The sequence below is a fragment of the Pectobacterium peruviense genome, from assembly GCF_002847345.1.
In the GTDB taxonomy this organism is placed as follows: Bacteria; Pseudomonadota; Gammaproteobacteria; order Enterobacterales; family Enterobacteriaceae; genus Pectobacterium; species Pectobacterium peruviense.
This window is the reverse complement of record NZ_LXFV01000026.1, coordinates 1-14,880: the sequence shown is the minus strand read 5'-3', so window position 1 is coordinate 14,880 and position 14,880 is coordinate 1. Positions and strand designations below refer to the sequence as shown.

Annotated in this window: 13 protein-coding genes; 8 read left to right on the top strand and 5 right to left on the bottom strand. The window is 52.9% G+C overall.

Going from position 1 to position 14,880, the window contains the following annotated elements:
- Window positions 1–102 precede the first annotated feature (102 nt).
- The 5 genes from A0G03_RS17525 to A0G03_RS17505 are packed head-to-tail and all read left to right on the top strand — an operon-like array spanning window position 103 to window position 5,126.
- Window positions 103–1,500 (top strand): Fe-S-containing protein, encoded by a 1,398-nt coding sequence (locus tag A0G03_RS17525; RefSeq protein WP_048259440.1) that lies wholly within the window; start codon window positions 103–105, stop codon window positions 1,498–1,500.
- A 2-nt stretch (window positions 1,501–1,502) separates the two neighbouring features.
- On the top strand, window positions 1,503–2,792 hold the full coding sequence (locus A0G03_RS17520) for an ABC transporter permease (protein WP_048259441.1): 1,290 nt from the start codon (window positions 1,503–1,505) through the stop codon (window positions 2,790–2,792).
- On the top strand, window positions 2,782–3,921 hold the full coding sequence (locus tag A0G03_RS17515; protein ID WP_048259442.1) for an ABC transporter permease: 1,140 nt from the start codon (window positions 2,782–2,784) through the stop codon (window positions 3,919–3,921). The genes A0G03_RS17520 and A0G03_RS17515 overlap by 11 nt, the downstream gene beginning before the upstream one ends.
- A gap of 4 nt (window positions 3,922–3,925) precedes the next feature.
- Window positions 3,926–4,642, top strand: coding sequence for an ABC transporter ATP-binding protein (locus A0G03_RS17510; RefSeq protein ID WP_048259443.1), 717 nt, complete (start codon window positions 3,926–3,928; stop codon window positions 4,640–4,642).
- Window positions 4,629–5,126, top strand: a complete 498-nt coding sequence (locus A0G03_RS17505; protein WP_048259444.1) for a TlpA family protein disulfide reductase — start codon at window positions 4,629–4,631, stop codon at window positions 5,124–5,126. The genes A0G03_RS17510 and A0G03_RS17505 overlap by 14 nt, the downstream gene beginning before the upstream one ends.
- Window positions 5,127–5,157: 31 nt before the next feature.
- Here A0G03_RS17505 and A0G03_RS17500 read toward each other — a convergent pair whose 3' ends face one another.
- Together A0G03_RS17500 and A0G03_RS17495 are read right to left on the bottom strand one after the other, a co-directional pair.
- Window positions 5,158–6,153: a DMT family transporter gene (locus tag A0G03_RS17500; protein WP_048259445.1), complete on the bottom strand. Its 996-nt coding sequence runs from the start codon at window positions 6,151–6,153 to the stop codon at window positions 5,158–5,160.
- Window positions 6,154–6,270: 117 nt separating this feature from the next.
- On the bottom strand, window positions 6,271–7,104 hold the full coding sequence (locus A0G03_RS17495; RefSeq protein ID WP_048259446.1) for an AraC family transcriptional regulator: 834 nt from the start codon (window positions 7,102–7,104) through the stop codon (window positions 6,271–6,273).
- 361 nt (window positions 7,105–7,465) lie between these two features.
- On the opposite strand from A0G03_RS17495, the gene cbl reads away from it, so the two are divergent.
- The 3 genes from cbl (at window position 7,466) to A0G03_RS17480 (ending at window position 11,226) form a co-directional block, all read left to right on the top strand.
- On the top strand, window positions 7,466–8,419 hold the full coding sequence (gene cbl, locus A0G03_RS17490) for an HTH-type transcriptional regulator Cbl (protein WP_048259447.1): 954 nt from the start codon (window positions 7,466–7,468) through the stop codon (window positions 8,417–8,419).
- 423 nt (window positions 8,420–8,842) lie between these two features.
- The gene (gene gltP / locus A0G03_RS17485) at window positions 8,843–10,159 is read left to right on the top strand and encodes a glutamate/aspartate:proton symporter GltP (RefSeq protein WP_048259448.1); all 1,317 of its coding nucleotides are present in this window, start codon (window positions 8,843–8,845) and stop codon (window positions 10,157–10,159) included.
- A gap of 170 nt (window positions 10,160–10,329) precedes the next feature.
- Complete coding sequence (locus A0G03_RS17480; RefSeq protein WP_048259449.1) at window positions 10,330–11,226, top strand: hypothetical protein; 897 nt, start codon at window positions 10,330–10,332, stop codon at window positions 11,224–11,226.
- A 629-nt stretch (window positions 11,227–11,855) separates the two neighbouring features.
- On the opposite strand, the gene A0G03_RS17475 is transcribed toward A0G03_RS17480, so the two are convergent.
- The 3 genes from A0G03_RS17475 to A0G03_RS17465 form a co-directional block, all read right to left on the bottom strand.
- A complete protein-coding gene (locus A0G03_RS17475) occupies window positions 11,856–12,959 on the bottom strand; it encodes an iron-containing alcohol dehydrogenase family protein (RefSeq protein ID WP_048259451.1) in 1,104 nt (367 codons plus the stop codon).
- A gap of 117 nt (window positions 12,960–13,076) precedes the next feature.
- Window positions 13,077–13,943 (bottom strand): ABC transporter permease, encoded by an 867-nt coding sequence (locus A0G03_RS17470; RefSeq protein ID WP_048259452.1) that lies wholly within the window; start codon window positions 13,941–13,943, stop codon window positions 13,077–13,079.
- Window positions 13,903–14,769, bottom strand: coding sequence for an ABC transporter ATP-binding protein (locus A0G03_RS17465; RefSeq protein WP_048259453.1), 867 nt, complete (start codon window positions 14,767–14,769; stop codon window positions 13,903–13,905). The genes A0G03_RS17470 and A0G03_RS17465 overlap by 41 nt, the downstream gene beginning before the upstream one ends.
- Window positions 14,770–14,880 lie beyond the last annotated feature (111 nt).

The window sequence follows — 14,880 nt, the reverse complement described above, 5'->3', positions numbered from 1 at the left end:
CCAACGCACCTGCAACTTGAACGCGGTTTGCAGCGGCGAGGCCCATGTGTGGGCCGAGTAACAAAGCCAACACACCTGCAACTTGAAAGGTGACGGGTATATATGAGTTATTTCTTTATCACGACACTCCAATCCTTCCTGCCGATTGCACTCTTGCTGGGGCTGAACTGGAGTCATCGTTCTACACCGACGATCGGGCCGCTGGCCTGGGTCACGCTACTGGCGCTGTGTGCCGGTACATTTATTGGTGTTCACTTTCCTAACGGGCAAGCGTTTCTGCTTGGGTTTACGGCACTTCAAGCGCTTGCTTTGATCCTGTTTCTTGCCTGTCAGTGCTTTTCCCATCCGCGTCTCGGCTATGTGTGGCAGGCGCTGTTAGTGGCCGGTGCTGCGGTGCATTGGGGCAACGATCCCAATCTGACCGCGTTGACGACCACGCATGTCGTGAATACCGATCTGCTGTTGAATTTCAGCGCCGTGATAGTGGCATTTGGCTGGCTAGTGTTTTGTGCCGCGCTGTGCGGCATGATTGTGCGCCGCATTCGTTTACTGCGTTGGCCGCTGCTGGCTTTGCTGGTTGTGCTTCTGCTGTTGCCCATAAGCGGCAATCTGCTGCTGTTATTGATGAAACTCCAGGCGCTAGGGTTAACCAAACCGCGCCTGAGCTATGTGGCGCACGTCACCAATAGCGCCTATTTATTGAATTACCTCAGTGCGTTGGTTATGGCGGTTTTAGCCGCCAGTTTGGTCTGGCCGCTATTGCATGCGCGCCGTGAGATGCAGGCCACGCATGAGGCGATTGAAAAACGCAAAGCGACAGCAGGCTATCGTAATGTGCGCCGTACGCTGCTGGCGACGGTAGCGGCGCTGCTGGTTGTCGTCTTCGCTCAGCTCTATTGGGACAAGGTGGCGTCGCAGCCGCCTCGCTTGTCGGAAGCCCAGCCGGTAACGCTGGCGGCCGATGGCAAAGTGCATATTCCGATTGAGCAGGTACGCGATGGCAAGCTGCATCGCTTCGTCTGGATTGCCGATGATGGCAAGGCCGTGCGCTTTTTCATCATTAACCGCTATCCCGACCGTCTGCGTCTGGGCGTGGTGTTTGATGCCTGTCTGCTGTGCGGCGATCAGGGCTACGTGATGGAGGGCAATCAGGTGATTTGTGTCGCCTGCGGCGTGCATATTTTCATTCCTTCTATCGGGAAAGCGGGCGGCTGCAATCCGGTGCCGATTGAAGGATGGAGCAACGACGATAATGAACTGGTGATTGGACGCGCTTCGCTGGCGGCTGGCACTAACTACTTCTCGACGGTGGTATCGATGGACGTGATCGATCCGGTTGATGGTTCCAAGCTGACCAACGTGAACGCAGAGCATAAATATCGCTACGGCGGTAAAACCTACTTCTTCTCGTCGGAAGCGAACTATAACCGCTTCCGCGAAAGTCCCGCGAAATTTGCCACGGCCAAAGCGGCGGCTGGCGAACCGGCGGAGGAGGAATAATCATGCTGTGGCGACTGTTACGTCAGTCCTGGCGCAGAAATATTCGGCGCAAATCGCTGGCGGTGTTGACCGTATTTTTGGCGGCGGGGCTGATCTCCGCGCTGCTGGCAGTGTCCATCGATATCGGTGACAAGATGGCGCGTGAGCTGAAGTCCTACGGCGCGAATATTTTGATTGAACCCGCGGGTCAGGCGGCGCTGCCCACGCTGTTCGGCGAGCGCAGTAATCCGCTGGAAGGGCAGGATTTTCTTGATGAAGCCGAGCTGCCGAACATCAAAGATATCTTCTGGCGCAATAATATTGTTGGTTTCGCGCCGCTGCTAAGCGGTGATGTTGAGATCAATGGTCAGCCCGTTGCCGTATTGGGTACGTTCTTTTCTCAGCCTGTCGCCGTACCGGATGAAGAAGACTATCGCACAGGGCAAATGACCGTTAGCCCATACTGGCAGGTGGTAGGGCAGTGGCCGCAGGAACCGGTGACAGCGGAAAATGTGGCGCAAGTGCTGGTGGGGAAACAGCTGGCAACGCAAACGGGCTGGAAAGTGGGGGATAAACTCGCGCTGCACGGATCGAAAGGGGATGCGACGGTAGAAATTAGCGGCATTCTGAGCAGCGGCGGCGATGAAGAAAGTCGACTGGTGATGCCGCTGGCAACAGTGCAATCGCTGCTAGGACTGGCGGGTAAAATTCAGGCCATCCGCGTGTCGGCGTTAACCGTGCCAGAAAATGAACTGTCGCGGCGGGCGCGTGAGAATCTGGAAGCGCTCAACGCCGAAGAATATGACCTCTGGTACTGCACCGCGTATGTGTCTTCGATTGCGCACCAGTTGGAAGAAGCTATTTCCGGTTCGGTCGTGCGCCCCATTTGGCAGGTGGCTGCGTCGGAAGGCGTGGTGATCGACAAGATTCAACTGCTATTGGCGGTGGTGACTTTTGCGGCGCTGGTGGCTTCTGCGATGGGGATTGCCTCGCTGATGACCAGCACCATCATGGAACGCGCCAAAGAAATCGGGCTGATGAAAGCGCTGGGTGCACGCCAGTGGCAAATCATGCTGCTGTTTTATCTGGAAGCGGCACTGAGCGGGTTGGCGGGCGGCATCGCAGGCTGTGTCGCAGGCTGGGGGCTGGCGAAAGCGATTGGCCTGATGCTGTTTGGCGTACCCTTGAGCTTTGCGTGGATCGTTATCCCGTGCGTGCTGGTGATCTCGATGTTGATCGCTATTATCGGAACGTGGTTCCCAGCACGGAAAATTGCCAAACTCTATCCGGTGGAGGTGCTGTATGGGCGCTAATAGCTGGATGAACAGTATGTTCTGGCGTTTGGTTTTTCGCGCGCTGCGGTTGCGTATGCAGCGCGTCAGCGTGGTGTTTGCCGCACTGACGGTAGGGGCGGCGATTGTGACAGCGATGTCCGCCGTCTATTTTGATATCAATGCCAAGATGAGCCAGGAACTGCGTACCTTTGGCGCGAATTTCTACATTGGCCCAGCGCGTGGCAATACGATCCCACAAAGCACATTTCAGCCGATTATCGACAACGCACCAGCTGGGTTAATCAATGCATCCAGTCCTTATCTGTATGGCATGGCGCGTACGGAGCTGGAGAAAGTGGTGCTGATGGGCGTGTGGTTCGAATCGCTACGCCAACTGGCACCGTACTGGCAGGTCACGGGCAACTGGATTGGCGTCAGCTTCGACGATCGTAATGCCATGATCGGGGTAAAACTAGCGGAGCGGTTGAACGTCAAAGTCGGCGACAGCATTACGCTGGTGGACGATGGCGAGAAGCAGCGCTTGCAGATTAAAGGCATTGTGGAATCCGGCGATGCGACAGACAACATGCTGATCGTGAATCTGGATCTGGCGCAAAAGTGGCTGGATAAAGAAGGCGCGATCAGCAATGCGCTGCTCAGCGTCAGCAACGATCTGGGTCAGGTCGATCGCTTTGCTGCCCAACTCCAGCAGCAGTATCCACAATTGGAGATCCGCCCGATTCTGAAAGTATCGGCGTCGGAAGGTCAGGTGCTGAATAAAATCAAAGGGCTGATGGGGCTGGTATCGGCGGTGATCCTCGTTTTGTCTTCACTGTGTGTGAACACCACGCTGATGGCGATTGTTGGCGAACGCGCGCGCGAGTTTGCGCTACAAAAAGCGCTGGGTGCGAGTGGACGAGACATCATCCGGCAGATGCTGGCTGAAACCGGCATTATCGCGCTGGCGGCCGTGGTGTGCGGTTCGCTGCTGGGTTATCTGCTGGCACAAGTGCTGGGGATGGCGGTATTCAACGCGACTATTTCGCTGCGTTTGCCGGTGTTCCCGCTCACGCTGGGGCTGTCTCTGCTGGTCGCGGCGGTTGCGGCAGTGGTTCCTACCCGGCGGGCGATTTACGTCGAACCGGCCAAAGTTTTGAAAGGAGAGTAGTGCGATGTCTGTAGAGGTAAACGCGCAGGAAAAGGCGCAGGCAACGGAAGCGGTGATTGAAACTCGCCAGCTCTATAAACGCTTTGGTCAGGTTACCGCGCTGGAAGATATCAATATCCGCATCGCACGCGGTGAGTTTGTCGCCATCATGGGCGCGTCCGGTTCCGGTAAAACTACGCTAATGAACATTCTTACCTGTCTGGATACGGTAAGCGAAGGGCAGGTGCTGTTGGACGGTGTCGATGCGGCGGCGCTGGATGAGGAAGGGCGACGTCAGTTCCGTGCCGATAAAATTGGGCTGGTATTTCAACAGTTCCACCTGATTCCGTTTCTAACCGCGCTGGAAAACGTGATGCTGGCGCAGCATTACCACAGCGTGGTGGATGAAGCCGCAGCACAGCGCGTGCTTGAGCAGGTTGGGCTGGCGCATCGTATGGATCACTTACCGAGCCAACTTTCTGGCGGTGAACAGCAGCGCGTCTGCATCGCTCGCGCATTGGTCAATGAGCCTCCGGTGATTTTCGCCGATGAACCGACGGGAAATCTGGACGAAGAGAATGAACGGCGGGTGTTGGATCTGCTGAAAGATCTGCATCGGCAGGGGCGTACCATTGTGATGGTGACGCACAATCCTGAATTGGGGCGGTTTGCTGACCGCATTATCCGTTTGCAACACGGTAAGTATTTTGGTGAAGAGGTCAATCATCATGAAATGGCGTAACGGTATTACCGCGCTTTGCCTGCTGGGCGCTATCGCGCTGAGCGGCTGTAAGGAAGAGCAGGTTAGCGTCGGGGCACAAGCACCTGCGCTGGCAGCCTACGATCTGGCTGGCCAGCAGGTGGATCTGTCGCGCTGGCAGGGGAAAAGCGTGTACCTGAATTTCTGGTCGTCGGGCTGCGGCGGCTGCATGATCGAAATGGGCGCGCTGGAGAAGCTAAGCAAGGACTATGGCGATAAAGTGGTCGTTGTGGCGGTTAACACCGATCCGGATAGCGTAGATATCACCTCGATGCTGGCACACCATAGTGTGACGTATCCGGTGGTGCGCGATCAGTTGGGGATTACCAAAGAGCGCTATCAGGTCAGCGGTACGCCGACCTCATTTATCATTGATGCTAATGGTAAGGTGACCGATCAGCATCAGGGCGCAAGGGATGAAGCGCAACTGACTGAACTGTTTCAGAAGCTGGCAAGCCGGACATAACGGACGACTTGCCTTATTTCCTCACTCGCTTTCACTCGGCTCGTGAAACCGGCACCTGAACTTCTACCACCGTTGATTTTTTCACAACGACAGGTTCCGGTTTCACCCGTATGGCGCAGATTACACCGATAATCAGGCAGGCGATGCCGCAGAGCGTCAACAGCGGCGGCCAGGATTGCCGAATCATAAAGGCATAGGCCAGCCCCGCCAGCGTTTCAAATACAATCAACGGCCCTACCAGTACCGTCGGCAGGCGTTGGCTTGCCTCGTTCCAAAATAGCGTGCCGATCCATGAACAAAACAGACCAATCGCAATCATCAGTGGGATGAAAACCTCAGGCCGTGGGCCGAACGGTTGCGTAAACGTCGCATCCGTCAGCGCCAGATGACCACACACCAGAATATAACCCACCAGTGCCAGCGGTAGCGTGACCAGACCTTGTGCGGTGGCCCAGGTAAGCGGCGTATTGCTTTTGTGGTCGCGCAGCCAGCGTGCATTGCGCAGCGGATACCAGGTCCAGCAAATGACCGCGCAAAATGCCATCGCAATGCCGCTGGTGTAACGCCATACATCGAATGTGTCCGTATTGCCTTTCAGCTCGGCAATATTGACGCAGATCAGTCCGGCGGCAATCAACAGCAGCGAAGGGAGAAGTCGACGCCAGGCCACACGGCCGTCATGCTTGCTGTACAGCACATTGGCGGTCACGGAAATCACGACGGGCAGCGTGCCGATAATCATCGTTGATATCGGCGCGCCGGTGCGTTGAATCGCGCTGGCGAGCAGAAAGTAGTACAGCAGGTTGCCGATAACGGTGAGCTTCGTGGCTTCCAGCCAGTCGCTGCGGGTAAGTTTGCGCAGGCGGCGGCGATCGAGCCAGGCCAGCGGCAGGGCAATCAACCCAAAAGCCAGATAGCGTCCAGTGGACTGCAATGCGGCAGAATAGTCCGGTACGAGCAGCGGCCCAACGAAAATCAATCCCCACATCAGCCCAGCGGCAAGCGCAAATAAAACACCAATCAGCATGATAAACCTGCTTGTTCACAATATTTCATCGCGCCAGTCTAGGGAGAGTCGGCGACTAATTATTGTAGGATATTGCTGTTTGTCATCGTGGCGCTGAAAGTATTCACGCTAAAAAGGCTAGCGTAGAACCGGATAAACCTGCTTTTGATAGCGAATAGGCGTGACGCCATAGCGCTGAGCGAAAGTGCGCGTCAGGTGCGCCTGATCGGTTAACCCAACGGCGACGGCAACATGGGCGGCCGCCATACCCCGTGTCAGCATCTGCTTGGCCTCATACAGCCGAATCGCCATCAGCATCTGGTGCGGCGTCACGTGAAACTGGGCTTTGAACTGGCGTAGAAAATGATACGGACTGAGGGAAACCAGTGCCGCCAGCTCTTTTAAGGTAATGGTGTGGGCGAAATTCTCCCGCAGATAAGCTTTCACCACATCAAAGCGATGGAACGGTTCAATAACCTGACGTTGTGCAATGTGCGCGTGGGGCCGGAAAAGCGCAATCAGCGACAGCAGCAGGCTTTCACTCGCTAATGGATCGGTCGTCTGCCACAGCGTAGCCAACGTCATAGCCAGTTTACGTGCGGTCGCAGGATCGTGACGCACGACGTCGGTAAACCACCAGCCTTTCTCACCGGAGACGCTTTCCAGCACATCGGGCGGGATGTAGATCATGCGATAGCGCCAGCCGTCTTCCGTGGCGGATTCCCCGGTGTGCAGTTCGTCGGGATTCATCAAGACTAACGAATCGACAGGCGCAATATGTTTGGCACCGCGGTAGCGGAATCGCTCTGCGCCATCGTCAATGGTACCGATGCCAAACGCCTCATGCGTGTGTGGCTCAAAGGCATAGCGGCAGATATGCGCGTGATAAAGCTCTATGCCGGGCAGCGTCGGCAAGTGCCGAAATTGGGCATAGTCTCTTTCATCGGTAAAGTGTTCCGGTACGCCCTGCATGCTGCCACCTTGTCTTTGATTCTGACCGCCATCATAGCAGTGATAGCACTTCAGCTTGAAGTCGTGCGTCCTATTTAGCCTGAGCAGAAACACTGGAAAAAGGGAATAAAAGCACCGAGATAAATAGATCAGAAAAGCATAAATCATAGCGAAATGGTTGATTGACTCTGTGTGAGACATAAAACTGCTTTTATCTAACATTTTGATTTTACTATTTATGTCTATTCATTGTTAGATAATCTATCGCGGCAGACATACCGTTAGTATAAAAAAATATAATCAACTCCATTTGCTTATTTGTTCTGCCTCTCATTACTTGGATCAATGTTGCTATCTGTAATAAAGAACAAGGGAGTGAAAGGTGAACTTTCAGCAACTGAAGATTATTCGTGAATCAGCACGGTGCAACTATAACCTGACCGAGGTAGCGAATACGCTGTTTACCTCTCAATCCGGCGTGAGTCGCCATATCCGCGAACTGGAAGAAGAGTTGGGGATTGAAATTTTTATCCGTCGCGGTAAGCGCTTGTTAGGGATGACCGAGCCGGGAAAAGAACTGCTGGTGGTGGCAGAGCGCATTCTGAATGACGCCAGCAACATTCGCCGGTTGGCGAATGTCTTCACCAATAACGACACCGGGCAACTGGTGATCGCGACCACGCATACGCAGGCGCGTTACAGCCTGCCGCCAGTGATTAAAGCCTTCCGATCGTTGTACCCACAGGTGCGTTTGGTGCTGAATCAGGGCACGCCGGATGAAATCGTGGCGATGCTTCATTCTGGCGAAGCCGATATCGGTATTGCCAGTGAGCAATTGATTAACGATCCCTCGTTGGCAGCATTCTCCTATTATCGCTGGCACCATTCGGTCATTGTGCCAGAGCACCATCCGCTGACGCAGGAGCCAGTTATTACGCTGGAAATGCTCAATGCGGAACCACTGATTACCTATCGTCAGGGGATTACGGGACGTTCGCGCTTGGATCGGGCGTTTCAGGCTGTGGGCATGTCGCCGGATATTACGCTGAGTGCGCAGGATTCGGATGTGATTAAAACTTATGTTGAGCTGGGGCTTGGCGTTGGGATTGTCGCCGATATGTCATACGACCCCGTGCGTGATAAAGGTCTGGTACGGCTGAATGCCGAGCACCTGTTTGAAGCTAACACGGTCTGGCTGGGGCTCAAAAAGGGACAATTACAGCGTAATTATGCCTGGAAATTTATTCAGCTGTGCAATACAGAGCTGTCGCTGGATGACATTAAGGACAAGGTATTCTCTGATAACGACGAAGCGGTGATTGATTACCAAATCTGAGTGATTGCACACTTTCCTAACCTGATGCCCAGCCAGCGTTTTTTCTGACTGGGCAGACGTTTTCCTTTCTACTTCGCTGCAATTTCTTGTTCCTCAACGTCCGCCATTTTTTGTACTCGATTCAGCATAAATATGATTTATCGTGCCGATAATCTGCTTGATCTGATAGTGGTGGAATAGTAGCATTCCTATCATAACAATAGCTTATGTATTTATTTTTGTTAAGCGATACAAATAGTTGTGCATTTTTATTGAATAATTATGTTAACGACTTTTGTGTCACAGTAGAAAAATAACGCTAGCAACCAATCAGATATTCTTACTAGTCACTCACCTCCACGTTGATTTTTTCGGTTCGTATTGCGCCGGAGTCGCGCTAGCGCCATGTCAGTAATGGCGGGGAGTTTAAAACGGAAAATGACGATGAAAACACAAAAAATCAGCCTAGCCTGGCAAATCCTTATTGCGTTAGTTCTTGGTATTGCTCTCGGTGCCGTACTGCATGAACAGCAGGAAAGCCGTCAGTGGCTCATCAGCAATATTCTTAGCCCAGCGGGTGATATCTTTATCCGCCTGATTAAAATGATTGTTGTCCCCATTGTTATCGCCACGCTGGTTGTTGGGATTGCGGGTGTCGGGGATGCCAAAAAGCTTGGGCGTATCGGCTTCAAAACCATCCTCTATTTTGAAATCATCACGACGGTAGCGATTATCCTTGGTATTACGCTGGCCAATGTCTTCAAGCCGGGGCTCGGCATCGATATGTCGACGCTGACGGCCGTTGATATCTCGCAGTATCAAAAGACCACCGAGCAGGTGCAGAGCGGCTCGCACAGTCTGGTGGGGACGGTGCTGTCGCTGATTCCGCCGAATATCTTCGCGGCGATGGCACACGGTGAAATGCTGCCGATCATTTTCTTCTCGGTGCTGTTTGGTCTGGGGCTATCTTCGTTGCCTAAAGAACATCGTGATCCGCTGCTGAGCGTCTTTCGCGGCGTATCGGAAACGATGTTCAAAGTGACGCACATGATCATGCGCTACGCGCCGGTTGGGGTGTTTGCGTTGATTTCCGTCACGGTTGCCAACTTTGGTTTTGCTTCGCTGTGGCCGTTGGCTAAGCTGGTGATGCTGGTTTACGCGGCAATCTTCTTCTTTGCGCTGGTGGTGCTCGGTGCGGTCGCACGGCTGTGTAAACTGCGAATCACGATGCTGATTCGAATTCTGAAAGATGAGCTGATTCTGGCGTACTCCACCGCCAGTTCAGAAACCGTGCTGCCGCGTATCATCGAAAAAATGGAAGCCTATGGTGCACCGAAGTCGATTACCAGCTTCGTGGTGCCGACCGGTTACTCCTTTAACCTCGATGGCTCTACGCTGTACCAAAGCATTGCCGCAATCTTCATCGCGCAGCTGTACGGCATCGAACTGTCGATTGGGCAGGAAATCGTGCTGGTGTTGACGCTGATGCTAACCTCCAAAGGTATTGCAGGCGTACCGGGCGTGTCGTTTGTTGTACTGCTTGCCACGCTGGGCAGCGTCGGCATTCCGCTGGAAGGTCTGGCGTTTATTGCGGGCGTAGACCGTATCCTCGATATGGCACGTACCGCGCTGAACGTGGTGGGAAATGCGCTGGCGGTGCTGGTGATTGCCAAGTGGGAACACCAGTTCGATGAGAAGAAAGCGCAGGCGTACGAGCGTGAAATCAAAGGTATCAGTACCCAGCCCGCCGAGCAGGGGTAATACCGTCACATTCCAAATTGCATGTACAACGGGCGCATCGAATAATCGATGCGCCCGTTTCTATTGAGTACCAACGTAATAGTAGAATACTGAGAAAACTATTCTATGTACTATATTAAGTAGTTAGCTGTTGAATAATAGGAAATTGATTTCTGAATGCGTGAGGGATTATGGGGAATGGAAATAATATTTACCGGTGGTTTGCTGGTCAAACTATTGAAGGAGCAAAGGGGATCAAGAGCAAACCCCAGTCTTACTTTAGGGGTGATCCTGTTTATCTTCCCCCCAAAAAAAGTGAATGGACTGCTCTGGTTGAACAATGTAAGCCGGAGGTAAATCCAATAGCAAATGGTGTATTTATTTGGACTGAAATCAAGGGCGCCGGACATGTTTTTGTTTCAGTTCATGAGAATAATGATGCTCATGTGTATACCTATGGTCGATTTGGCCGGCGATGGTTCGGGGCTCTTTTAGGTGATGGAATTCTTAATTTTTTGAAATATGAAGATGCGAGAATGTATTACAGGAATGAATTATATAAAATGGAAGCTAAGGTATTTCGCATTGATGACGCAGATCTATTTATCACGAGAAAATACTTTGAACGGTTGTGGGAAAATGGCGCTCCTTCCATCCAAACTCCAGACATGCGTGATGCGACTCAAAGACGTGGGAAAACTGTTGATCAGTATGATGTGACAGGTAAAAACTGTACCACTCACACCATGGATGGAATTAAGTTTGCTGGATCGAGCGTGTTCAGTGCAGGGTACAACACAAACTCTCAAATGCGCGTTGATCTGGAAGAGAGTTTCGCCGTACCTGTATCTTTGCAGCGATATTTAATGGGGAAAAGTGCCGGAGCATCAATGCAGGTTGCAGACGTGACTGGCGAGTTCAAAAAGCAATACCCCAACATAGATAACTTTATGCCAACAGAAGAGACGCTAAGGTCAAGGGGAGAGTCAGCTGTTACGGAAGTGGCTTCAGCTTTAGGATATGGCTCATCTTATTCTGGTGGCTCAGTGGGCGGTTTATTAGGTGGTTTTAGCGATGCTAACAAATAAAAGAAAAACTATCGTTAGATGGTCAGGGATTCTGTTCGTCTCATGTTGCTATTTTATCGTACTTCATTTTGCCAAAAGATCGTTTTTTAGTTTCCTTGAGAAGGAATCAAGGCGAGTTTCAGATGCTATGACGATGAGTGAATACAGTAATGCGATCAATATAGTGCAAGCTAAGGCTGGTGTAATCGATGAGGTTGGTTTTTTTGGCTTTTTCATCTGCATCTTGTTAATTATTTTTATCTTCAAAAAAATAAGGTGATTTACATGAGGGAGAATAGGGGAATGTACTTTTTGAGATGGGGAAGTATTCTATTTATACTGTTTTGCTACTTGGTATGGTTGTTTATATCATTACAGCCTATGTCTGTTTTTATGGAGAATGAAACCCTACAGCTTTCTAATTCCGTTTCAGCAGAGCGTTATTCATCCTCTCTCCGCCAGATCAAGGATGCAACAGAGAATGCTTTTAATGGATATGTGTATGGTTTTTTAGTCTGTGTGCCAGTGGTATTGCTCCTTTTCAAAAAGGTTCGTTAGTTTGCCCTTAGCGGGATGACATGCCATGGCTGATGGTTTTTTCCCAACAATGCCTGATTGCTTCATTATTGGGAAAAAAGCGTTATCTGCCGTCATGCCGCGTGGCTGTTGAACGTGTTCTCTTCCAGCGTTTGCGTACGCCATAGCGCCTGTTGAATCCGTTCGGCATCCGTTGCGAACGGCAGACGGGCAGCAATTTTGGGGGCGATTTTCACGTTCTGCGCGATGCTTTCAACCAGCAATGGACGTTCGTTCAGACCAAGGGCGCTTAGCGTGATCGGACTACCGTAGCGGCGCAACTGGGCGAACAGTTCTTCGCGGTCAGCGTCGTTATCGTGTTCCAGAAAAGCCTGTGTAGCCAGACCAAAACCCACTTTCTCTCCGTGCAGCCAGTCATGCAGTTCCGGCAGGCGAGTCATGCTGTTGTGAATCGCATGCGCGACGCCGATGCGTGGCACCTCATCTTTCATGCTATTCGCCACGCCAGCCAGTGCAATAACGGCATCGATCACACGGCGCAGGGCAGGGGTGACCAACCCTTGTTCATTATCCGCTATGGCCTGCTCGCCGTACGTATTAAACGTTTCTACGGCCAGCTTTGCCGCCTGCGCTTTGAGCGCTAACGCCAGTCCATCATCGCCGTGGCGCAAATACGGTTGAAATTCGTACCACTTTGCCAGTGCATCCACGATACCGGCTTTGAGGTAACGTGAAGGGCTGTGGGCGATGATTTCACTGTCTACCAGCACCCACACCGGTAAACGCGTCAGTGGAAAGGGGCCGTTGTGCGCACCGCTATCGCTGTAAATCACGCTGATCGGTGACCAGGCGGCGCAGGTTGCGGCAATGGTGGGGACGGCGATGACGGGGATCTGCCCCAGAATATCGCCGACAGCCTTGGCGACATCGAGCACACGCCCGCCTCCGATGCCTAAAATCAGTTCCGCATTGAATGCGCGCGCCTGTGCAGTTAGCGTCTCGATCGCGGGTTTGGTGCAATCGCCCGGCAAGAATTCGACCTGATAGCGTAAGCCGTGTTCATTGAGGCTGCGTTCGACGGCGTCAGACGTCGTTTTCCATGCCTGCGGGCTGGTAATAATCAGTATTGTGCTGGCGTAAGGCGCCGCATAGTCGCCGACAGAACGAATGACACCATCACGATTCAGATAGGTTTGTGGCGCTTGTATTGCAATCATGTTCGCGATCTCTCATCTCTGTGGGAAAAGACAAATCAGTTGTAACAGCGATATCGAACGCCGCAAAAGAATAATTCTGGCTATGAATGGGTAGATTTCGCATAACCAAAATGACGTTTAGCGCTGCATTCCCCAGCGTTTCACCGTGACCTTTTCGATAGTAGAAAATACCAGTCCTTCAACCAGCAGCCCAATGATGATGACGGAAGCCAGCCCGGCAAAAACACGGTCGGTGTAAAGCTCGTTACGGTTCTGGAAGATGTACCAACCCAAACCGCCATTGCCGCTGGATGCACCGAACACCAGCTCAGCGGCGATCAGGGTGCGCCAGGCAAACGCCCAGCCGATCTTCAGGCCAGAAATAATCGACGGCAGCGCAGCAGGGATCAAGATCGCACTAATGTAGCGAAAGCCGGTCAGGCCGTAGTTGCGACCCGCCATACGCAGCGTTTCCGAAACACCGAGAAAACCGGAATAGGTGTTCAGTGCCATCGGCCACATCACGGAGTGGACGAGCACGAATACCAGACTCTTTTCTCCTAGCCCAAACCACAGCAGCGCTAACGGCAGTAACGCAATCGCGGGCAGTGGGTTGAACATGGAGGTCAAGGTGCCTAAGAGATCGCGCCCGAAACGGGTGGACACCGCCAGTGCACTGAGTGCCAGCGCGAGCAGGCTGCCGATGATATAGCCTTTCAGCAATGTGCCGAGAGAAACCACCATCTTATGCGGCAGTTCACCGCTGGCGACATCGTCGCGAAAGGCCTGAAACGTTTGCAGGAAGCTGGGCAGCATCAGGTCGTTATTTTGCCAACGTGCGCCTATTTCCCACAGCAATAGCAGACCAGCCAGCAGCACCAGCTTGCGAATCCAGGTCTGATTCCACAGACGGGTTGCCAGCGGCAGAGGTTGGGCGAGGGTAAAATCTTTCAGCGGTGCCAGTTCACGCTGATACTCGGGCCGCACGGGGGGCTGGATGCTCATAAGTTTTACCTTGCGTGGATGTGACGGGTGACGGCGCGTCGACATCGGTTGGAAAAAGAAGATGGTGAATGCGCTGTGCCGTGCTCTGAAAAGCTTCGCTGCCCTGATCGTTTAGCGCGAACTGATGGCAGTTGATTTCCGCCCGCACGCGACCCGGATGTGGTGAAAGCAGTAAAACTCGGCTGCCGACGATCAGCGCTTCCTCAATCGAGTGGGTGACGAACAATAGCGTGAAGCGTACTTCTTCCCACAACGCCAGCAATTCTTCCTGCATTTTGCGGCGGGTTAGGGCATCCAGTGCGGCGAATGGCTCATCCATAAGCAGCACTTTCGGCTGCATGGTCAGCGCCCGCGCGATGGCAACACGTTGTTTCATCCCACCGGATAAGGTATGCGGATAGGCATCGGCAAACTTCGCTAGACCGACCTTATCGAGAAAATAACGGGCGCGCTCTTCTGCTTCGGCTCGCGTTGCCTGACGGCTGGCAACCAGCGGAAACAGCGTATTTTCCAGCACGGTTTTCCACGGTGGTAGCTGGTCAAATTCCTGAAAGACCATAATGCGATCTGGGCCTGGACGTGTGACACGCTGCCCGTCCAGGCGGATTTCACCGTCTACCGGGGACAAAAAGCCGCCGATAGATTTGAGCAGGCTGGATTTGCCGCAGCCGGAAGGCCCTAATAACACAAACCGTTCGGCGGGAAAGACGTCAAAACTGACATCATGGGTGGCGCGTACCAGACTGCGCCGCGTGCGGTATTCCAGCCCGACGCCGTCTACCTGCAACAACGGCTGGCAAACAGTGTCGTGAGAATCGAGTGTCATGCTTGTTCTCCTGCGTAGCGACGATGGTTCTCGTCGAATGAACCTGGCTCTGACCGTTTAGCTACCCGGCTGGTCGTGGATTTCAGCAAAGAAATAGTCCTTCCAGGAGGT

What these genes read in the sequence shown, in the direction of transcription:
- A0G03_RS17475 (WP_048259451.1), bottom strand. Translation starts at nt 12,959, where the DNA reads ATGATTGCAATACAAGCGCCACAAACCTATCTGAATCGTGATGGTGTC.
- A0G03_RS17465 (WP_048259453.1), bottom strand. Translation starts at nt 14,769, where the DNA reads ATGACACTCGATTCTCACGACACTGTTTGCCAGCCGTTGTTGCAGGTA.
- A0G03_RS17480 (WP_048259449.1), top strand. Translation starts at nt 10,330, where the DNA reads ATGGGGAATGGAAATAATATTTACCGGTGGTTTGCTGGTCAAACTATT.
- A0G03_RS17510 (WP_048259443.1), top strand. Translation starts at nt 3,926, where the DNA reads ATGTCTGTAGAGGTAAACGCGCAGGAAAAGGCGCAGGCAACGGAAGCG.
- A0G03_RS17520 (WP_048259441.1), top strand. Translation starts at nt 1,503, where the DNA reads ATGCTGTGGCGACTGTTACGTCAGTCCTGGCGCAGAAATATTCGGCGC.
- gltP (WP_048259448.1), top strand. Translation starts at nt 8,843, where the DNA reads ATGAAAACACAAAAAATCAGCCTAGCCTGGCAAATCCTTATTGCGTTA.
- A0G03_RS17470 (WP_048259452.1), bottom strand. Translation starts at nt 13,943, where the DNA reads ATGAGCATCCAGCCCCCCGTGCGGCCCGAGTATCAGCGTGAACTGGCA.
- A0G03_RS17500 (WP_048259445.1), bottom strand. Translation starts at nt 6,153, where the DNA reads ATGCTGATTGGTGTTTTATTTGCGCTTGCCGCTGGGCTGATGTGGGGA.
- A0G03_RS17505 (WP_048259444.1), top strand. Translation starts at nt 4,629, where the DNA reads ATGAAATGGCGTAACGGTATTACCGCGCTTTGCCTGCTGGGCGCTATC.
- A0G03_RS17525 (WP_048259440.1), top strand. Translation starts at nt 103, where the DNA reads ATGAGTTATTTCTTTATCACGACACTCCAATCCTTCCTGCCGATTGCA.
- A0G03_RS17515 (WP_048259442.1), top strand. Translation starts at nt 2,782, where the DNA reads ATGGGCGCTAATAGCTGGATGAACAGTATGTTCTGGCGTTTGGTTTTT.
- A0G03_RS17495 (WP_048259446.1), bottom strand. Translation starts at nt 7,104, where the DNA reads ATGCAGGGCGTACCGGAACACTTTACCGATGAAAGAGACTATGCCCAA.